Consider the following 18,133-nt stretch of genomic DNA (forward strand, 5'->3'; position numbering starts at 1 on the left):
ACGGCAGCTGGGCGATAATCTGGACGCGCATAGGTTGTTGCTGCAAACATTGGTTAAGAGCGGCGTGCAAATCTCATCACTCGTGGAGTCGGAGGCGGCGGACGCCTCCCACGCTCCGACTGACGGAGCGCGCCATGTGTCCAGAGGCACCAAACGAGATCAATCGACTTGCTGCTCTGCGTGCGCTGGGTACGCGTGATTCCCAGAGCGAGGCTCGGTACCAAGCCCTCGCCGACGCTCTGCTGCAAATCGTCTGGGTCATGACGGCTCGGGACGGCGAAGCGATCTACGTCAATCGGCAATTTGCCACTTACTATGGGGCGATCGGGAGTTCGGCCGCCGCACGACTGGCGCGCAATCATCCGGGAGACACGCAACGGATGGATCGGGCGTGGCAGGCCGTGAAGGACGGTCGTCCGATCGAGATGGAGGCACGCCTGCTTCGCCACGACGGCGTGTACCGATGGCATAAGATGGTCATCATCCCGGTGCGCCGAGACGGCGAAATCGTCGAGTGGATCGGCACCGCCCTCGACATCGATGACATCTTCGCGGCACATGGGAAGCTCGAGGAGACCGCAGCACGTCTTCGTGTGAACGAAGAGCGGCTCGCCCTCGCCCTCGACAGCGGCAGCGACGGTCTATGGGATTGGACGATCGAGACCGGGGAGTCATGGTACTCGGATCGCTGGCAGACGATGCTGGGCTACGAGCCGGGCGAGCTCGAGGGGCATGTCCGGACCTGGGAACATCTCATCCACCCCGACGACAAGGCGCACGCGATGCGCCTCACGGCCGAGCATTTCGAGGATCGCAGCCCCGCCTACGAATGCGAGCATCGCCTGCGGCGCAAGGACGGCGGCTGGGGCTGGGTGCTGGCGCGCGGCAAGGTCGTTGCACGGGGTACGGACGGTCGTCCGTTACGCATCGTGGGCACGCACATCGACATCACGGCCCGTAAGCAGGCCGAGCAGCAGATCGCGCACATGGCGGTTCACGATGCGCTGACCGGCTTGCCCAACCGTCTCCTGTTCCGCGACCGGCTCAATCAGGAGATCGCCAGCGCCAAGCGGCACGGCGGGAGCTTCGCGGTGCTGGCCTGCGACCTCGATCGCTTCAAGGCCGTCAACGACATGCTCGGCCACCCGGCGGGCGACAAGCTCCTGCGCACGATCGCCGACCGGCTCAGATCAGTGATCCGGGATGTGGACACCGTGGCCCGGCTCGGGGGCGACGAGTTCGCGATCATCCTCAGTTGGCTCGACGGCCCGCAGCACGCAAGTCTCACGGCGCAACGGATCATCGAAGCCGTAGGGCGGCCCGTCGATCTCGACGCCGATACGGCCAATATCGGCGTCAGCATCGGCATTGCCCTCGGGACGGCGGCCTGTTCCGACGCCGACAGCCTGTTCAAGAACGCCGACATCGCCCTCTATCGCGCTAAGGCGGCCGGGCGGAACACCTTCAGCTTCTACGAGCCCGGCATGGACGCGGTCGTCGCCAGCCGCAGCCTGCTCGAACGCGATCTGCGCGAGGCGGTCCGGACCGGCGGCTTCGCGCTGCATTATCAGCCGATCCTGAACCTCGCGGGCGACGCGACCGGCGGCTTCGAGGCTCTGATGCGTTGGCACCATCCGCAGCGCGGCATGGTCTCACCGGCCGAGTTCATTCCGCTGGCGGAGGAGACCGGACTGATCGTGCCGCTCGGCACCTGGGCGCTGAAGGCAGCCTGTCGTGAAGCGACGGGCTGGCCGGGCGACCTGCACGTGGCCGTGAACGTGTCCGCCGTCCAGTTCCAGAAGCCGGGTCTCGAAGACAGCGTTGTCGGCGCGCTCGCTGCGTCCGGGCTCGCTCCGCACAGGTTGGAGCTCGAGATCACGGAGAGCGTGTTGATCGAGGACAGCGAGGCTGCCATCGCCTGCCTGCATCGATTGCGCGCGCTTGGGGTGAGGATATCCCTCGACGATTTCGGAACCGGCTACAGCAGCCTGAGCTATCTGCGGCGCTTTCCGTTCGACAAGATCAAGATCGACCGCTCCTTCGTGCGTGACATCTCCGATCCGGACACGGCGGCGATCGTGCGCGCGATCGTCAGCATCGGCGAGCGGCTTGGAACGGCGATCACGGCGGAAGGCGTCGAGACACAGGAGCAACTGGATCAGGTTCGGAGGGAAGGCTGCACGGAAGTGCAAGGCTTCCTCTACGGCAAACCCCTTCCCGCGGCCGACGCGCTGACCTTCGTCAAGGATCAGCACGGCCGTGCGGCTGCGTGATTCCTCCGAATCCAGGCCGTGACGTGACCGAGCATGTCTCGGCCTATGCTCGCAGCCCCTCTTCAGCTTGACGGCAAGCTGCAACAGAGTGAACGGCTTTGAGATCAGGTGCGTGCCCGGATCGGGAACACCGTTGTGCACGATGGCATTGCGCGTGTATCCGATACATCCGGCGAGGGGCGCCCGGATGGATGCGAGCTTTTCCTGTTATGTGTAGCTCAGCTCTTCGAGGCCGACGATCAGCTCAGGGCTGGTCGGATGCCATCCGAGCTGCGCCCGGGTCTGCCGCTTGATGCCGGCACGTTCGGGCTGATGAACGCGGCCAGCCATCCAAAATGACCTCCCGGCTGCTCGGTGCCGGACATCACGGAGCCGTGGTCAGCCTGGAGCATAGTGGGAAGGGTCCACTTCCTTGGGTCTTTCGGGCACCGAGAGCGTTGCGATTCTCGGGTTCGTACGTGCGATCACGCGGCCGCGGCGCACGACGTGCAGGCGCGGCGGGCGCAGACGCAGCGCTTCGATCGGGTCGCGCGCCTGAAGGACGACGAGATCGCCCCAGGCGCCCACATGCAGACCGTAGCCATCTAGCCCCATCACGACGGCTGCGTTCGTCGTGACCGCCTCGAAGCAGGCTCGCATCGCCTCCCGGCTCGTCATCTGCGCCACGTGAAGGCCCATATGGGCGACGTCGAGCATGTCGGCGCCGCTCAAGGAATACCACGGGTCCATGCAGCAATCCTGGCCGAAGGCGACGGTGAGGCCCGCCGCCATCAGCTCGGGCACGCGGGTGAGGCCGCGCCGCTTGGGATAGGTGTCGTGACGGCCCTGCAGGACGATGTTGATCAGCGGGTTGGCCACGACCTGCAACTGCGCCTCCGCCATCAGCGGCAGCAGCTTCGAGACGTAGTAGTTGTCCATCGAGTGCATGGAGGTCAGGTGCGAGCCCGCGACCCGGCCCTGGAGCCCGTGCCGCACCGTCTCGCTCGCCAGCGTCTCGACATGGCGGGACAGGGGGTCGTCGGTCTCGTCGCAGTGGATGTCGACCCGCAGGCCGCGCTCGGCGGCGATCCGGCAGAGACGCCTGAGAGACTCCGCCCCGTCCTCCATCGTGCGCTCGAAATGGGGGATTCCGCCGACCACCTCGACGCCCCGGTCGAGGGCCCGTTCCAGATTCTCCGCGGCCGAAGGGGAGCGGAGGTAGCCGTCCTGCGGGAAGGCGACGAGCTGAAGGTCGAGATAGGGCGCGACCTGCCGTTTCACCTCCAGGAGCGCCTCGACGGCCAGCAGCCGGTCGTCGCAGACATCGACGTGGCTGCGCACGGCAAGCAGACCCTGGGAAACGGCGAGGTCGCAATAGCGCAGCGCACGCGCGATCACCGCCTCCGGCGTCAGAAGCGGCTTCAACGCGCCCCAAAGGGCGATGCCCTCGATCAACGTGCCGGAGAGATTCATCCGCGGCAGCCCGAGCGAGAGCGTCGCGTCCATGTGGAAGTGGCAGTCGACGAAGGGCGGGCTCACCAAGTGCCCGGCGGCGTCGATCTCGTCTGCCGCCCGTGCCGGGATCGCGGCCTCGATGGCGACGATACGGCCGCCCTCGATCGCAATGTCGCGGCCGCTGCGGCCGTCCGGCAGGGTGGCGTTTCGGACGATGAGGTCGGGTTGCATGGGATCTAGCGTTCGCCGCGTCTGTAGGGCTGCATGAGCGCCTTCGGGGCGCGGGCGTTGCGCGCGCCGACCATGAGCGCTCCGATCGAGAGCAGGTAGGGCAGCATCAGGAAGACCTGCCCCGGGACGGCACTTCCGGAGGCCTGCTGCAGGCGCACCTGGAAGGCGTCGAAGGCGCCGAAGAGAACGGCGCCGACGAGCGCCTTGGCCGGGCGCCAGCCGGCGAAGACGGTGAGCGCGATGCAGATCCAGCCGCGCCCCGCCACCATCTCGAAGAAGAAGGCGTTGAAGGCCGAGAGCGTCAGGAAGGCGCCCCCGAGCGCCATCAGGGCGGAGCCCGCCACCACGGCGCCGATGCGCAGGCGGTGCACGTCGATGCCCTGCGCCTCGACCGCTGCCGGGTTCTCGCCGACGGCCCGTACCGCGAGGCCCAGCGGCGTGCGGGACAGGAACAGGCCGAGGCCCAGGATCACGGCCAGAGCCAGGAGCGTCAGGGCCGTCTGCCGGAACAGGATCGGGCCGATCACGGGGAGACCCGAGAGGATCGGAAGGTCGAGCGGCCTGAAGGGCTCGATCCGCGGCGGGCTCGACGCGCCCGGCAGGGCGAGGCGGTAGCCGAAATAGGCCGCGCTCGTGGCGAGCAGCGTCACGGCAAGCCCGCTGACGTGCTGCGACAATCCGAGCTTCACCGTCAGCCCGGCGAGCAGCAGCCCGAGCAGCGCGCCGGTCAGCACCGCGACCACGACGCCGCCCCAGAGGCCAGCGCCGAGATGCACCGCGAGCCAGCCGGTCATGGCGCCCGCGGTCATGATGCCCTCGATGCCGAGATTGAGCACGCCGGCGCGCTCGCACAGCACGGCGCCGGCCACCCCGTAGATCAGCGGCGTGGCGATCCTGAGCGCCGCGCCCCAGAACGAGACGGTGAGAAGGAGATCGAGGCTCGCCTGCATCCGGGTCACGCCTGCGCGAGCGGGCCGCGGGCCAGCCGCAGCCGGTAGCGGGTCAGCCCGCCCGCGACGAGGACGCTGATGAGCGACATCGCCACGATCAGGTTGGCGATGTAGCTCGACACGTTGACGGCCCGGCTCATCGAATCGGCGCCGACGAACACCGCGGCCACGAACACGGCCGCCGCCACGGTGCCGAGCGGCGAGAGCCCTGCGAGCATCGCCACGACGATCCCGGCATAGCCGTAGCCGGGGGACAGGTCGGCGGCGAGGAAACCCTTCACGCCCGCGACCTCCCCCGCCCCGGCCAGCCCCGCGAGCGCGCCCGACAACGCGCCGACGCCGAGCAGCGTCGGCCCGACCGGCAGGCCGGCGAAACGCGCGGCCGGCGGGGCATCGCCCACGGCACGGATCGCGAACCCCCAGACCGTGCGGGCGAGGACCCCGTGGAGAAGAAGGGCCGCGGCGAGCGCGACGAGGAGGCCCGCGTGCAGGCGTGTCTTCTCGATGAGCCTGGGCAGGGTCGCGGCCTCGACGAGCGGTTCGGATTGCGGCCAGCCGAGGCTCATCGGATCCTTCATCGGTCCCTCGATCATCATCTGGACGAGAAGCAGGACGACGAAGTTGAGGAGCAGCGTGGTCACGACCTCGTCGGCACCGAGCGCCACCCGGGCAAGCGCCGGGCCGAGCATCATGGCGGCGCCCGCGAGCGCCCCCGCGCCGAGCACCAGCGGGATCAGCAGGGGCGCCGGGAGATCGATCGCACCGGCCCCGGCCGCGACGCTCGCCAGCGCGCCGACGTAGAGCTGTCCCTCGGCGCCGATGTTGTAGAGCCGCGCCCGGAACGCCACCGCGGCGGCAAGTCCGGTGAGGATCAGGGGCGTGGCCCGCGTCAGCACTTCCGAGAGGGCGAAGCGCGAGCCGAGCGCCCCCTCGGCCATGGCCGCGTAGGCCCGCGGCAGCGAGGCGCCGGCCAGGGCCAGCGGCACGGCGGCCAGCGCCAGAGCCGCGAGGGCGGCGGCGACCGGCACCGCCAGGGCGAGGCGCCGGGAGGGGACGGCGCGGGGCTCCAGGCGGATCATGCGGGCATCCTCTCGGGCGCGGCCTCTTCCTCCGGCTCGGCGGCCTGCCCCGCCATCATCAGCCCGAGCCGGGCGAGGTCGAGACCCTCCACCGGCAAGGCTTCGGAGAGCCGGGCGCGCGCCATCACGGCGATGCGGTCGGACAGCGCGAACAGCTCGTCGAGATCCTCCGAGATCAGGAGGACGGCTGCGCCCCGCGCCCTGGCCGCGAGCAGGCGGCGGTGGATCTCGGCGACCGCACCGACATCGAGCCCCCGCGTCGGCTGCGCGGCGACGACCAGGGCCGGCGCGCCGTCGAGGGCGCGTGCGAGGATCGCCTTCTGCATGTTGCCCCCCGAGAGCAGACGGATCGGGGCATCCGGGCCGGGGCAGCGGATGCCGTAGGCCGAGATCGCCTCCCGCGCCCGCTCGGACATGCGCGCGCGGCGCAGGAGGCCGAAGCGCTGGAAGCGCGTGCGGATGCCTTCGATCGCGATGTTCTCGGCAACGCTCATCGCGGCCACCGCCCCCTCATGATGACGATCCTCGGGGATGCGGCCGATGCCGGCCCGGATCGCGTGGCGCGGATCGAAGCAGGTCATGGGCCGGCCGAGGAACCGCACCGATCCGGCGCAGGGCCGCGCGAGACCGAACAGCAGTCGGGCGAGCGCCGCCTGCCCGTTGCCGGCGACGCCCGCGATGCCGACGATCTCGCCCGCCCGGAGGACGAGGTCCGCCCGGTCGAGCCGGTTGCGCAGGTCGGGCCCCGCCACCGCGACGCCCTCCAGCGCCAGCGCCTCGGGGCCCGGTTCCCGGGGCTCGCGGCGGATCACGGGCACGTCGCGCCCGATCATCAGGGCCGCGAGCTGCCTCCGGTCGGCGCCAACGGTCGGCCGCTCGGCCACCTTGCATCCGCCGCGCAGCACTGCGACCCGGTCGCTGCCGGCCACCACCTCTCCGAGCTTGTGCGAGATGAAGGCGACGGCCAGTCCCTGATCCGCCAGTGTCCGCAGCACCCGGAACAGCCCATCGCTCTCCGCCGGCGTCAGCACCGCGGTCGGTTCGTCGAGGATGAGGACGCGGGTGTTCCGGTAGAGCGCCTTGAGGATCTCGATGCGCTGGCGCTCGCCGACGGTGAGGGCGCCCACCGGCACGTCGAGGTCGACGAGGAGGCCTGAGCGATCCATCAACCCCTTGAGCTTGGTCCGCGCGGCGGCACGGTTCCGGCGCGGGCGCCAGAGCGGCTCCGTGCCGAGCATCACGTTGTCGAGGCCGGTGAGCGCGTCGGCCAGGGCGAAGTGCTGATGCACCATGCCGATCCCGGCGGCGAGCGCCGCCCGCGGCCGGCCCGGCGGCAGGGGCACGAGCCGGCCCGCCTCGTCCGCCACGCGCACGCTGCCCGCATCGGCCGTGTAGTGGCCGAACAGGATGTTCATCAGGGTGGTCTTGCCCGCCCCGTTCTCGCCGAGCATCGCCAGGATCTCGCACCGGCGCAGGTCGAGGTCGATGCCGTCATTGGCCAGCAGGCCGCCGAAGCGTTTGGTGATGCCGCGCAGCTCGAGGACGACGCGGCGGGGTTCGTTCCGCACCTCAAGCGGTCGATTTCGGCTCGGAGTCGTCGACGGCGACCTTGAAGGCGCCCGAGCGGATCTCCGCCTCCTTGGCCTTCACGAGATCGATGACCGCCTGCGGCACCAGCTTGGGATCGAGCGGCGCGAGCGAGCAGCCGCCGTTGAGCATGCTGCTCCAGGGGCCATAATCCTCCGCCGTGAAGCTGCCCTCGATCACCTTGGCGATGGCCCGGTCGAGGGTCGGCTCCATGTGCCAGAGCGCGGAGGCGATCACCGTGCCCGGGTACTGTCCGGCGGTGTCGATGACGTTACCGACAGCCTTCACGCCGCGCTCCTTCGCAGCGTCCGACACGCCGAAGCGTTCGGCGTAGAGCACGTCGGCCTTGCGCTCGATCATCGCGAAGGCGGTTTCCTTGGCCTTCGGCGGGTCGTACCAGGAATTGATGAACGAAATCAGAAACTTGACGTCAGGATTGACCGAGCGGGCACCCGCCATGAAGGCGTGCATGAGCCGGTTCACCTCGGGGATCGCGTAGCCGCCGACCATGCCGACGACGTTCGACTTGGTCTCCTTGCCCGCGACGATCCCGGTGAGGTAGGAGGCATCCTGGATGTAGTTGTCGAAGACGGAGAAGTTCGACGCCTGAGCCGGGAAGGAGGACCCCATCAGGAAGGCGGTGTTCTTGTAGTCCGCGGCGATCTTGCGAGCCGGCCGCTCCAGGCCGAAAGCCTCGGCGATGATGAAGTCCTTCTTGGCTTCCGCATATTCGCGGATGACACGTTCGGCGTCGGTGTTGGCGACATTCTCCGAATAGACGTAGGTGATGTCGCCGCGAGCGACCGCAGCCTTGAGGGCGATGTGCAGCCGGCTGATCCACTGCTGCTCGATCGGAACGGACGTGACGAGTGCGACGGCGACCGGCTTGGATTTCGCCGCCCAAGCTCTGCCGCCGAAGAGGACCGCCGCGGTCGTAGCCCCAGTCCCGATCAGAACCGCTCGACGGTGTGTATGCACGCGGTCCATGCCCATCTGTACCCCCTCGTATGCCGCTCCTAAGTTAACTCAGAAGCAAATTAAGACCTTGAAAAAGCATGTTGGCCTTGTGCCTACAAGACGAATCCTTGAGCAAGCTTGGCTGAAAAATCGGCGTCATTACTCATGCCCGTAGGAGCGTGTTGGATCAGGCGCCTCGCGTCGCCGAGGCTTGATGGATCATCCGCGCAGTCATCGCGCCGACCATGGCGGCGGCGACGCGGCTGTGCGCGGCGGCCTGCACGCAGGTCGGGCTGGGCGCGGGCAGCATCGGCCGGGCGGGGTCGCAGGGCCGGTTCCAGTCGGGCGTGGCACGCGACATCGCGCTGCTGGCGCGGGGCTCGGCGCTGCGGATGAGGATGGCGGCCGGGCGCGGTCTCGCCGGCCTGCAGGCGACGCGGCTGCGGCTGCTCGATCCGATGCGGCCCCTGCGGCAGGGGTCATGGTGGGAGCCATCCCGGTCGGTCTGATCCCTTACTCTCTGCGTTCGCTCGAAGGCAAAATGGAGAAGACTCGAACCGTGTTTGAGGGCTTTCAGGTGGGAGGGGTCGGCGTCTTCGATGCGGCTGACCCCGCGATACTGCGGGCATAGGCAAGCACCTTCCTACGGTCCGCATCGCTCGCTAGCTCGTGCCACAGTCTGAACATTTCCGCCGTCGCGTGCATATCCGCCGTTACAACTCCTTCCAGAGCCTTCTGAATCTGGGCCAGTAGCGTCCTCGTGCGGGCGCGCTCCATGTCTTGGCTTCTGCCGGACGATGTGCTCGACATTTGCGCTCATGCTCCCCATGATACAGCGTAGTCCGACTGGCTGTCGCACCCGCAAGCGATGTGTCTGCATATGAGCCCGTCCACCGCGGTCCGCTCGCACTCGTCCACGACTGCATTCGTGTTCACGGAACACCCTCTCATCGCACCGAGGTTAGTATGGTCGCAGCGGACAGCTTCGATGCCATGGCAGAATTGTGCCTCGTCACGCATGAAGCAGTGCAATGTCACGGCTCGCGCGAGATGAAATTACTGACGAACCTCTTGCTGCACGTTCTCGCCGAGGAAATTGTGCGGAGGACCGAGCACGACCCCAATTCAAATACCGACGACGAGGCGTGAGACCCAGTCATAACCGAAGGACTTTGCGTTATCTACTCACGCTCGCACCTTTGCACATCGACCGCTGTTGCGCACACTGGAATTAGGAATGTCGAAATTGGCGCAATGAATGATCGGCTGTTTACTGAGTTAATCGTGGAAATTTGGTAGGCGACTGTCGCTTCGTATCCCACCGTTCGGATAACCGACGGAGACGCCTCAACGAAGAAGCCTGACCGGAGGCATGCAGGGCTCGCCCGGATCGTTCGTTTTCGGATAAAAAATTTTGAATTACGCGCTCATTGAACTTATCAATCAGGCTATATCTATTTTAATGTTCACTTTCGCTGTAGAACCATTCCAATCAACGAAAGCCACAAGTCGGGGAGAGAAACTCATGTCGTTTGAGAAAACCATCGGGCGGCGCACGCTACTGCGGTCCGCTATCGCCGCCCCGGCCATCCTCACCCTTGGCCTTGGCGCGGCGCGCGCGGCCACCGTGCTGAAGCTGTCGCACCAGTTTCCAAGTGCAAACGGTGATCAGGGCGATTTCCGCGATCAAATGTGCCGCCGGTTCGCCAAGGAAGTCGCCGTCCGCACCGATGGTGCGCTGGAAATCCAAGTCTATCCAGGCTCCTCGTTGATGAAGACAAACTCGCAGTTCGGCGCGATGCGCAAGGGCGCGCTCGACATGAGCCTTTGGCCGCTCGCCTATGCCAGCGGCGAGGCGCCGGAAACGAGCATCGGCCTGATGCCCGCCCTCGTGGGCTCCTACGAGCAGGCCCTTGCTTGGAAGAGCGCGCCGGTGGGGCGGCGCCTTGTCGAACTGATGGCGGCCAAGGGCCTCATCTTTGTGAGTTGGGTCTGGCAATCCGGCAACGCGGCGAGTCGAAGCCGGCCCCTCTACCTGCCGGAGGATGCCAAGGGGCTCAAGGTGCGCGGCGGCTCGCGGGAGGTCGATCTGCTCATGAAGGCTGCGGGAGCCGCGACCCTCAACCTTCCCTCGAACGAGGTCTATGTGGCGATGCAGACGGGGGCCTGCGACGCGACGATCACCTCATCCACGAGCATGATCTCGTTCCATGTCGAGGAGCTTGCAAAGCATCTCACGTCGGGACGCGGTCGGTTCTACTGGTTCATGCTCGAACCGATCATGATGTCGAAAGCGATCTTCGACAAGTTGCCCAGCCAACAGCAGGAGGCGATCGTGAGTGTCGGTGCCGAGATGGAGCCGTTCGGCGAGCAGGGCGCTAAAGCGGACGACATCGCGATCGAGACGGTTTTCGCCAAGGCCGGAGCGACGGTGAAGCCCCTGGACGATGCTGGCTTGTCGAAGTGGCGCGATCTCGCCCGTGGAACCGTCTGGAAGGAATTCGCCGACCGCTCGTCGACCTGCGCGGAACTGCTCAAGCTCGGCGAGGCGATGATGTAGCGAAAGTCGCTGATGCTGCATAAGCTGGATCTGAAGATCCGAGCCGGTTCGCGCCGCCACCCATCAGGGTCATTATGCTATCTGCCGGGGCTGTCGTCGAACGCGAACCGTGACGGGGACGTGCGTGCGCGGGATCACAGAGTTCAGGAGGGACCACGCAGCCGTTTCCAGGTCGCGGTGGCGTGAGCGGCGAGTTCACCATCCTCACGGTAGGCTTTGGCCTCGAGAAAGGAGATGCCGCGCCCGTGCCGCAGGAACGCGGCTTCGCAGCGCACCCCGCCGGACCGGATCGCCGCGAGGTATTGGACCTTCATCTCGAGGGTCGCACCCGGACCGTCGACGTGGTTGAGGAGGTGACCCATCGAGATATCGAGTGCCGTCGCGATGATGCCGCCGTGCAAGGTCCCTTGCGGATTGGCCAGGGCGGGAAGTGCGGCGAAACGTACGATGCAGCGTTCGTCCTCGTAGCCGATCTCGAATCCGAGCAGCCGCGACAGGAAGAAAGATCCGAAGGCCTGACGCGGATCGTTGGCCGCTCGGGCCAGCATAGCGGCCGCCGAAGCGGCAAAATCCGAGCCTTCCGCCACCGTCACGTGTCCTCGTACGGCAACTGAGCCGCGGCAGGACCGAAGGTGCCGCCCGCGGCGAGTGCGTCGATCTCCGGCGGCGTCAGGTCGAGCCATTGTCCGAGAATCGCGGCCGTATGCTCGCCCAGCATCGGCGCCGGCGCCGCGACGGGCGGGTCGGCGTCGTCGAACCGAATGGCGCTTGCAAGATAGCGCACCGCACCCGCACGTGGATGCACGAATTGGCGGGAGACGCCCCGCGCGACGAGTTGAGGGGATTCGCAGGCTTCACCGACCGTGCGGATGGCACCGTAGGGCACCCCTGCCGCACGCAGGCAGGTAACCCAGTCAGCGCGCGTGCGTGCGGCGAAGATCGGTGCCAGGATCGCATTCAAGTCGTCCCGGCGGGCGGCCCGCGCCGCGGCTTGGGTGAACCGCGGGTCGGCGAGGAGATCGGGTCGACCGATTGCCGTGCAGAACGGCGACCAGAAGCGATCGTTGGCCACTCCGACGTTGAACCAACCGTCGGCCACCTTGAAGGTCTCGTAGGGTGAGATCGTCGGGTGGGCGTTGCCGCGCCGGGTGGGACTCGTGCCGGTCGCGAAGTACATCCCGGCATTGAAGGTCAGCAGCGACGCCATGGCGTCGAGCATCGAGACGTCGACGCGGCCGCCGGCCCCCGTGCGCGTTCGCTGATGCAGCGCAGCCAGGACCGCTTGGGCCGCGTAGAGACCGGTCACGAGATCGGCGATCGAGGTGCCGACCTTCGACGGCGGCCCTTCCGGGGTGCCGGTGATGTCCATGATGCCGGACTCGCCCTGCAGGATCAGGTCGTAGCCGGGCCGGGCCGCATCCGGGCCGGTCAGGCCGAACCCAGAGATCCCGCAGTAGACGAGCCCGGGGTTGTCACGCCGCAGGTCATCGCAATCGAGGCCCAGGCGCGCCATCGTGCCAGGGCGGAAATTCTCGATGACGACGTCGGCCCTGGTAGCGAGGCGGCGCACAAGGTCCTTACCGGCCTCGCTTTTCAGATCGATGGCGCAGCTGCGCTTGTTCCGGTTGACCGATAGGAAGTAAGCGCTCTCGCCCTCGATGAAGGGCGGCCCGTAGGTGCGGGCCTCGTCGCCCTTGCCCGGCTCCTCGATCTTGACGACGTCGGCGCCGAGGTCGCCGAGTTGCATCGTCGCGAAGGGCCCGGAGACGACGCGACACAGATCGAGGACGCGGATCCCATCGAGGGGGGCCGCGTCAGACCAGGACATTCGCCAGATCCTGCATCGTGCGTATGGACAGGTCGGGCTGGTGCGGCGTCTGGCCGAAAGGCCGCTGACGGCGGTCGATGAACGCCGTATGCATGCCTGCGGCCTTGGCGCCGATGCAGTCGAAGGCGTGGTTGGCCACGAAGAGCACCTCGTCCATCGCTACGCCGAGGATTTCGGCTGCCTTCGTGTAGGTGGCGACGTGCGGCTTGAAGGCGTTGGCTTCCGCTACCGAGATCACGCGATCGAACGGGATGCCGTGGTAACGCTTGGCCGTCTCCAGCATGTCGGGATCGCCGTTCGACAGCACGACGAGCTTGTAGCGAGTCCGTAGTTTCTCCAACGCCGCCGGGACCTCGGGAAAGCAGCGCAGTTTCTCGATCTCGGCGACGAGGGTCCTCACCTCTTCCGGGCTGTAGATGATGCCGCAGCGGTCCATCACGTAGGAGACCGCGCGCTGGCCGATCTCGCGGTAAGGCGTGTGCTCCCGGTGTAGGAGCGCATCGATCATCGAGTTTTCGAAATGCGTCCGCCGCCACCACGTGACGAAGGAGTTGGGATTGCCCGTCCAGCCTTTGGCCTCGAGAAACGGCGTCGCCACCGCGACAAGGCCGCCCTGCATGTCGACGACCGTCCCGTACTGGTCGAACATGCAGACTTTGATCTTGCGTCGCAGTTCATCGTGTCCGGACATCGAGGGCTCCCCAACACGCCAGGGCTCGCCCGGCAAGTCACGACGCGCGATCATCCATCCCGCCGGTCATCTGTAAAATGGATTCTTCGCCTTCCTGCATTCGCGCTATGAATGCCGAATTGCGGACAGAACGATGAACCTGAGAACGGTCGACCTCAACCTCCTCGTCGCGCTGGACGCTCTCCTCACCGAGCTGCATGTGACGCGTGCTGCCGATCGTGTAGGGTTGAGCCAGCCGGCCATGAGCAATGCGCTCTCCCGCCTGCGCCACCTTTTCAAGGACGAGTTGCTTGTGCGTACCGCCTCCGGCATGCAGGCGACCCCACGTGCGATCGAGTTGTCCGGTCCGACGAAACAGGTGCTGCGCCAGATCGAACGGGTCTTCGAGAGCGATACCGAGTTCGATCCGGCCGCAGCAATCCGCAACTTCAGTTTGCGGCTATCGGATTTGCTGAGCCTGCTGTTGCTGCCCACTCTCCTCGATCGGATCACGCGATGCGCACCGGGAATATCGCTCAACATCCTGCATCTTCCTCCGATCCGCACCATCGAGGCGCTGGAGAAGGACGAGATCGACTTGGCGCTGAGCACGGGTCTCAAGCATTCGAATTCGATCTGCGCCGAAATCGTGATGTCTGACAGGATGGTCTGCGTCATGCGCAGCGGCCATCCTCTAGCCCAAGAGCCACTCGACCTCGACGCATTTCTCGGGCAGCGCCATCTCAAGATCTCGATGTCGCCAACCGATATGCGCTTCGTTGACGACGTGCTCGCCGGCGATCAGTTGAAGCGCAACGTTTCGCTGAACGTCCCGCATTGGTTGACCGTCCCATCGATACTCGCGCGCACCGATCTCCTGTCGGTCATGCCGGGACGGCTGGCGTCCGCGATCGCTGGCGATGGGCTGGTCGCACGCGATCTGCCGTTCGCATCCGCGCCGTTCAACTGGGTGCTGTACTGGCATCGAAGACATGACGAGAACAGAGCAATCGGTTGGTTGCGGAAGCAAATACGTATCAGCTTCGATGCGAGCCGGCTGTAATAGATTTCGTCGAGCGGGTGATGAGTCGATGTCAAATCAAGTGCGCCCTAAGACTTCATGCATCTTGATCAGCATCGTATGCTGCGCCTGTCCCGCTTGAGGCTTGCCTGCTTCTCGATGGGGCCGCGGCCCCAGGGCTCGACGATGCGCACGCGGGTGCCGCTCGTCCCATTGGGCGAGGTGCCGCCACGTCCCTACGTCGCAGCGGATGCCCGACAGTTCGCTGTCGCCGACGACCGTGAGCGCATGGGTCCCGACGACGATACACTGGCCTGACTGATGCACAGGCGGCCGAGCCCAAAGCACGATGCGTCCGCATACGAGGAACTCCACATGCCGCCGCAGGGAACACGCGACGCATCCGTCCGCAGCGGCCGCGTCGCGATCGCCGGTCTCGGTACAGTCGGGCGTGCCGTCGCCCGCGCGCTTGACGATGGCGCCATCCCGGGCCTGACGCTCGCCGCCGTCGCCGTCCGCGATGCCGACAAGGCCCGCACCGAACTCGCCGCCCTCGTTCAGCCGCCAGAGGTCGTCACCGCGTTCGAGGCCCTGGAGCCGCGCGCCGACATCGTGCTGGAATGCGCGCCGTCCCGGTTTCTTCCGGCGATCGTGCGGCCGTTCGTGACGGCGGGCAAGACCGCCGTCGTGCTGAGTTGCGGGGCGCTCCTCGACAACGAGGATTTGGTGGCGACCGCCCGCGCGCATGGCGGACAGATCGTCGTCCCGACCGGCGCGCTGCTCGGCCTCGATGCGGTGACGGCCGCCGCGGAGGGTACGATCCACACCGTGCGCATGATCACGCGCAAGCCGGTGCGCGGCCTCGTGGGCGCGCCCTACCTCGTGGAGAACGGCATCGAGATCGCCGGCATCACCGAACCGATGCGCGTCTTCGCCGGCACCCCGCGCGAGGCGGCCCGCGGGTTTCCCGCCAACCTCAACGTCGCGGTCGCCCTGTCGCTCGCCGGCATCGGGCCGGACCGGACCGAGCTCGAGATCTGGGCTGACCCAACTCTCGACCGCAACACCCACCGCATCGAGGTCGACGCCGACTCGGCGCGCTTCGCGATGACGATCGAGAACGTGCCGACCGACGAGAACCCGCGCACGGGCCGCATCACGGCCCTGTCGGTGATCGCCTACCTGCGAAAGCTCGCCGCCCCGCTTCGCGTCGGATCCTGACGGCTCGTGTTCCTGGCGCCCGGCTTGCCCATGTGGTCGGCCGAGCAAGTCATGACCTGCGTTCGCACGCACCGCGCCGGAGTGCCCCGTGACAGCAGCGAGCCCCGAGATACCGGCCGAGATCGAGCGGGTGACGATGCGGCGCGTCACCGTCCGGCTCATGCCCCTCCTGATGCTGGGCTTCCTCGTCGCCTTCATCGACCGCGTGAACGTGGGCTTCGCAGCCTTCCAGATGAACGCGGACGCCGGGCTCTCGTCCTCGACCTTCGGCTTGGGGGCTGGCCTGTTCTTCGTCGCCTACGTCCTGTTCGAAGTGCCCTCGAACCTGATGCTGGAGCGGTTCGGTGCCCGGCTCTGGCTCGCCCGCATCATGGTCACCTGGGGGTTCGTCTCCGCGGCCATGGCGCTCGTCGTCGGACCCGTTTCGTTCTGTGCGGTGCGCTTCCTCCTCGGCGCGGCCGAAGCCGGCTTCTATCCCGGCGTGATCCTCTACCTCACCTACTGGTTCCCGCGGGCCTACCGCGCCCGCGTGATCGCCCTCTTCGCCGTGGCCGTCCCCCTCTCCAGCTTCGTCGGTTCGCCGATCTCGGCGAGCCTTCTCGGACTCGATGGCTGGCTGGGCCTGCGCGGGTGGCAGCTTATGTCGATCGTCGAGGCCGCACCGGCCGTGGTGCTGGGCCTTTTCACTCTGCGCTACTTGCCGGAGCGACCGGATCAGGCGTCCTGGCTCGACGGGGCGCAACGTCTCTGGCTCACCGAACGCTTGGCGGCCGAGCGCGCGGAGCGATCCGACGTGCGCACGTCGGTCTGGCGCGTGATCTCCGATCGCCGCGTGCTTGCCGCCGGTTTGATCTTCGCCGGCAGCATCGGCTCGAGCGCGTGCCTGTCGATCTGGCAGCCGCAGATCCTGAAGTCCTTCGGCCTCACGACGATGGAGACCGGACTGCTCAACTCGGTGCCGTTCGGGGTCGCGGCGTGCCTGATGGTGTTTTGGGCCCGGCGATCGGACCGCACCGGCGAGCGGGCCTGGCACGTGGCCGGGCCGCAGGCGCTGACCGCGCTCTGCCTCGTCGGGGCGCTGGCCGCGCAGACGTTCGTGCCGACGGTCGCCATCCTGTTCCTGGCGATCCTCGGGACCTACGCCGTCAAGGGCCCGTTCTGGGCCCTGGCCATCGAGCGGCTGGCACCGGGCATGTCCGCCGCCGGGATCGCCCAGATTAACGCGATCGGCAATCTCGGCGCCTTCGTCGGTACCTCCCTGCTTGGCGTGATCAAGGATGCGAGCGGCAGCTATGCGCTCGGCCTTCTCCCCCTCGCTCTGGTCACTGCGGTGGGCGCCGTCTTGGCGCTGGGCTTGGGCCGCATCCGATCCACGGCGATGGGGACCGTTCCGGCAGAGTAAGGACGGCCGACGGTCGATCCGGGTCAGCCGCGCCCGATGTTGGTGAAAAGCGGCAGGTCGGTCAGCATCCCGTCGAGGTCGGCGCGGTGGACGCGCCATGCCTGGAGGGGATGGCATGCGCCTCGAGCAATGGCTGCCGGTGGTCTGCTGCACGGCGGCACTGAGCGGGCCGGCGGCGGCCGCGGATGTCCGCGTGCTGGCGACGGGCGTCTACGAGTCGAGCCTGCGCGACCTCGTGGCGCCCTTCAAGCAGCAGACCGACCATAACCTTATCCTGACGGTCACAAATGCCGGCGGCGTCCTCGCCAAGCTTGCCGCCCATGAGGAAGCCGATGTGGTCATGACCTCGTCGGCAGGCATCGACACGCTCGCCGGGCGCGGCGATGTCAGCGCGCCGACCAAGGTCGAGGTCGCGCGCATGCGGATCGGTGCCGCCGTCAAGCCCAGCGCTGCCAAGCCTGATCTGACGAGCGAGACAGCCTTTCGCGCCGCGCTCCTGGGGGCGCCCGCCGTTGCCTATATCGATCCGAAGGGCGGCGGCACGTCGGGCGCCTTCTTCGAGACGATGTTGACGCGGCTCGGCATCGCCGATGCCGTGCACGCCAAAGCCGTGCTGTGCGCCACCGGCAGCGACGTCGCCGTTGCCGTCGCCTCCGGCAAAGCGACGATCGGCCTGACGCAGGCCAGCGAGCTCGTCGGAGCGCCCGGCGTGGCGTTCGCAGGCTTCCTGCCGGAGGACGACAACCTGACGACGCTCTACGCCGCAGCCATCACGACGAAGGCGCAGGCACCGCAAGCGGCGGCCGCGCTCATCGGCTTCGTGACGGGGCCGACGGGCACCGCGCGGCTGAAAAAGGCCGGCTGGGACGTCGGGCCGCGCTAGAGCCGTGCCCGATCGCGTTGCAATCGGGCACGGCTCT

At 67.2% G+C, this 18,133-nt stretch carries 17 protein-coding genes; 9 read left to right on the plus strand and 8 right to left on the minus strand.

The window, feature by feature from the left end; translation table 11 throughout:
• The first annotated feature begins 134 nt into the window (after positions 1 to 134).
• The gene (locus ACFE8Y_RS15735; RefSeq protein ID WP_375465326.1) at positions 135 to 2,273 is read left to right on the plus strand and encodes a putative bifunctional diguanylate cyclase/phosphodiesterase; all 2,139 of its coding nucleotides are present in this window, start codon (positions 135 to 137) and stop codon (positions 2,271 to 2,273) included.
• A gap of 378 nt (positions 2,274 to 2,651) precedes the next feature.
• On the opposite strand, the gene ACFE8Y_RS15740 is transcribed toward ACFE8Y_RS15735, so the two are convergent.
• From ACFE8Y_RS15740 to ACFE8Y_RS15760, 5 genes are read right to left on the minus strand one after another with little or no spacing between them, the layout of a single operon-like run.
• On the minus strand, positions 2,652 to 3,938 hold the full coding sequence (locus ACFE8Y_RS15740; protein ID WP_375465327.1) for an amidohydrolase family protein: 1,287 nt from the start codon (positions 3,936 to 3,938) through the stop codon (positions 2,652 to 2,654).
• A gap of 5 nt (positions 3,939 to 3,943) precedes the next feature.
• Positions 3,944 to 4,888 carry an ABC transporter permease gene (locus ACFE8Y_RS15745; protein ID WP_375465341.1) on the minus strand — a complete coding sequence of 315 codons (945 nt, stop codon included), beginning with the start codon at positions 4,886 to 4,888 and terminating at the stop codon, positions 3,944 to 3,946.
• 5 nt (positions 4,889 to 4,893) lie between these two features.
• Positions 4,894 to 5,967, minus strand: coding sequence for an ABC transporter permease (locus ACFE8Y_RS15750; protein ID WP_375465328.1), 1,074 nt, complete (start codon positions 5,965 to 5,967; stop codon positions 4,894 to 4,896).
• Positions 5,964 to 7,535, minus strand: coding sequence for an ABC transporter ATP-binding protein (locus ACFE8Y_RS15755; RefSeq protein ID WP_375465329.1), 1,572 nt, complete (start codon positions 7,533 to 7,535; stop codon positions 5,964 to 5,966). The genes ACFE8Y_RS15750 and ACFE8Y_RS15755 overlap by 4 nt, the downstream gene beginning before the upstream one ends.
• A gap of 1 nt (position 7,536) precedes the next feature.
• Positions 7,537 to 8,541 carry a BMP family protein gene (locus tag ACFE8Y_RS15760; RefSeq protein WP_375465342.1) on the minus strand — a complete coding sequence of 335 codons (1,005 nt, stop codon included), beginning with the start codon at positions 8,539 to 8,541 and terminating at the stop codon, positions 7,537 to 7,539.
• A 215-nt stretch (positions 8,542 to 8,756) separates the two neighbouring features.
• On the opposite strand from ACFE8Y_RS15760, the gene ACFE8Y_RS15765 reads away from it, so the two are divergent.
• The 3 genes from ACFE8Y_RS15765 to dctP all read left to right on the plus strand — a co-directional run bounded on the left by ACFE8Y_RS15765 (position 8,757) and on the right by dctP (position 11,071).
• On the plus strand, positions 8,757 to 9,020 hold the full coding sequence (locus ACFE8Y_RS15765) for a hypothetical protein (RefSeq protein ID WP_375465330.1): 264 nt from the start codon (positions 8,757 to 8,759) through the stop codon (positions 9,018 to 9,020).
• Between the two features lie 457 nt (positions 9,021 to 9,477).
• Positions 9,478 to 9,660 (plus strand): hypothetical protein, encoded by a 183-nt coding sequence (locus tag ACFE8Y_RS15770; protein WP_375465331.1) that lies wholly within the window; start codon positions 9,478 to 9,480, stop codon positions 9,658 to 9,660.
• Between the two features lie 376 nt (positions 9,661 to 10,036).
• Positions 10,037 to 11,071: a TRAP transporter substrate-binding protein DctP gene (gene dctP / locus ACFE8Y_RS15775; protein WP_375465332.1), complete on the plus strand. Its 1,035-nt coding sequence runs from the start codon at positions 10,037 to 10,039 to the stop codon at positions 11,069 to 11,071.
• Positions 11,072 to 11,214: 143 nt separating this feature from the next.
• On the opposite strand, the gene ACFE8Y_RS15780 is transcribed toward dctP, so the two are convergent.
• From ACFE8Y_RS15780 to ACFE8Y_RS15790, 3 genes are read right to left on the minus strand one after another with little or no spacing between them, the layout of a single operon-like run.
• Positions 11,215 to 11,664, minus strand: coding sequence for a PaaI family thioesterase (locus tag ACFE8Y_RS15780; RefSeq protein WP_375465333.1), 450 nt, complete (start codon positions 11,662 to 11,664; stop codon positions 11,215 to 11,217).
• Positions 11,661 to 12,899: a CaiB/BaiF CoA transferase family protein gene (locus tag ACFE8Y_RS15785; protein WP_375465334.1), complete on the minus strand. Its 1,239-nt coding sequence runs from the start codon at positions 12,897 to 12,899 to the stop codon at positions 11,661 to 11,663. The genes ACFE8Y_RS15780 and ACFE8Y_RS15785 overlap by 4 nt, the downstream gene beginning before the upstream one ends.
• The gene (locus ACFE8Y_RS15790) at positions 12,886 to 13,590 is read right to left on the minus strand and encodes a haloacid dehalogenase type II (RefSeq protein WP_375465335.1); all 705 of its coding nucleotides are present in this window, start codon (positions 13,588 to 13,590) and stop codon (positions 12,886 to 12,888) included. The genes ACFE8Y_RS15785 and ACFE8Y_RS15790 overlap by 14 nt, the downstream gene beginning before the upstream one ends.
• Before the next feature lie 133 nt (positions 13,591 to 13,723).
• On the opposite strand from ACFE8Y_RS15790, the gene ACFE8Y_RS15795 reads away from it, so the two are divergent.
• The 5 genes from ACFE8Y_RS15795 to ACFE8Y_RS15815 all read left to right on the plus strand — a co-directional run bounded on the left by ACFE8Y_RS15795 (position 13,724) and on the right by ACFE8Y_RS15815 (position 18,096).
• Positions 13,724 to 14,632 carry a LysR family transcriptional regulator gene (locus ACFE8Y_RS15795; RefSeq protein ID WP_375465336.1) on the plus strand — a complete coding sequence of 303 codons (909 nt, stop codon included), beginning with the start codon at positions 13,724 to 13,726 and terminating at the stop codon, positions 14,630 to 14,632.
• A 78-nt stretch (positions 14,633 to 14,710) separates the two neighbouring features.
• Entirely contained in the window at positions 14,711 to 14,908 is a 198-nt protein-coding gene (locus ACFE8Y_RS15800) for a hypothetical protein (protein ID WP_375465337.1), read from the plus strand.
• Positions 14,909 to 14,965: 57 nt separating this feature from the next.
• On the plus strand, positions 14,966 to 15,811 hold the full coding sequence (locus ACFE8Y_RS15805) for an aspartate dehydrogenase (protein ID WP_375465338.1): 846 nt from the start codon (positions 14,966 to 14,968) through the stop codon (positions 15,809 to 15,811).
• A gap of 88 nt (positions 15,812 to 15,899) precedes the next feature.
• On the plus strand, positions 15,900 to 17,213 hold the full coding sequence (locus ACFE8Y_RS15810; protein WP_375465339.1) for an MFS transporter: 1,314 nt from the start codon (positions 15,900 to 15,902) through the stop codon (positions 17,211 to 17,213).
• Between the two features lie 115 nt (positions 17,214 to 17,328).
• The gene (locus tag ACFE8Y_RS15815; RefSeq protein ID WP_375465340.1) at positions 17,329 to 18,096 is read left to right on the plus strand and encodes a substrate-binding domain-containing protein; all 768 of its coding nucleotides are present in this window, start codon (positions 17,329 to 17,331) and stop codon (positions 18,094 to 18,096) included.
• Positions 18,097 to 18,133: the final 37 nt, after the last annotated feature.

The sequence above is a fragment of the uncultured Methylobacterium sp. genome (assembly GCF_964242245.1).
Taxonomy (GTDB): Bacteria; Pseudomonadota; Alphaproteobacteria; order Rhizobiales; family Beijerinckiaceae; genus Methylobacterium.

What these genes read in the sequence shown, in the direction of transcription:
- ACFE8Y_RS15735 (WP_375465326.1), top strand. Translation starts at nt 135, where the DNA reads ATGTGTCCAGAGGCACCAAACGAGATCAATCGACTTGCTGCTCTGCGT.
- ACFE8Y_RS15805 (WP_375465338.1), top strand. Translation starts at nt 14,966, where the DNA reads ATGCCGCCGCAGGGAACACGCGACGCATCCGTCCGCAGCGGCCGCGTC.
- ACFE8Y_RS15790 (WP_375465335.1), bottom strand. Translation starts at nt 13,590, where the DNA reads ATGTCCGGACACGATGAACTGCGACGCAAGATCAAAGTCTGCATGTTC.
- ACFE8Y_RS15760 (WP_375465342.1), bottom strand. Translation starts at nt 8,541, where the DNA reads ATGGACCGCGTGCATACACACCGTCGAGCGGTTCTGATCGGGACTGGG.
- ACFE8Y_RS15740 (WP_375465327.1), bottom strand. Translation starts at nt 3,938, where the DNA reads ATGCAACCCGACCTCATCGTCCGAAACGCCACCCTGCCGGACGGCCGC.
- dctP (WP_375465332.1), top strand. Translation starts at nt 10,037, where the DNA reads ATGTCGTTTGAGAAAACCATCGGGCGGCGCACGCTACTGCGGTCCGCT.
- ACFE8Y_RS15815 (WP_375465340.1), top strand. Translation starts at nt 17,329, where the DNA reads ATGCGCCTCGAGCAATGGCTGCCGGTGGTCTGCTGCACGGCGGCACTG.
- ACFE8Y_RS15745 (WP_375465341.1), bottom strand. Translation starts at nt 4,888, where the DNA reads ATGCAGGCGAGCCTCGATCTCCTTCTCACCGTCTCGTTCTGGGGCGCG.
- ACFE8Y_RS15795 (WP_375465336.1), top strand. Translation starts at nt 13,724, where the DNA reads ATGAACCTGAGAACGGTCGACCTCAACCTCCTCGTCGCGCTGGACGCT.
- ACFE8Y_RS15770 (WP_375465331.1), top strand. Translation starts at nt 9,478, where the DNA reads ATGGTCGCAGCGGACAGCTTCGATGCCATGGCAGAATTGTGCCTCGTC.
- ACFE8Y_RS15800 (WP_375465337.1), top strand. Translation starts at nt 14,711, where the DNA reads ATGCTGCGCCTGTCCCGCTTGAGGCTTGCCTGCTTCTCGATGGGGCCG.
- ACFE8Y_RS15765 (WP_375465330.1), top strand. Translation starts at nt 8,757, where the DNA reads ATGGCGGCGGCGACGCGGCTGTGCGCGGCGGCCTGCACGCAGGTCGGG.
- ACFE8Y_RS15750 (WP_375465328.1), bottom strand. Translation starts at nt 5,967, where the DNA reads ATGATCCGCCTGGAGCCCCGCGCCGTCCCCTCCCGGCGCCTCGCCCTG.
- ACFE8Y_RS15785 (WP_375465334.1), bottom strand. Translation starts at nt 12,899, where the DNA reads ATGTCCTGGTCTGACGCGGCCCCCCTCGATGGGATCCGCGTCCTCGAT.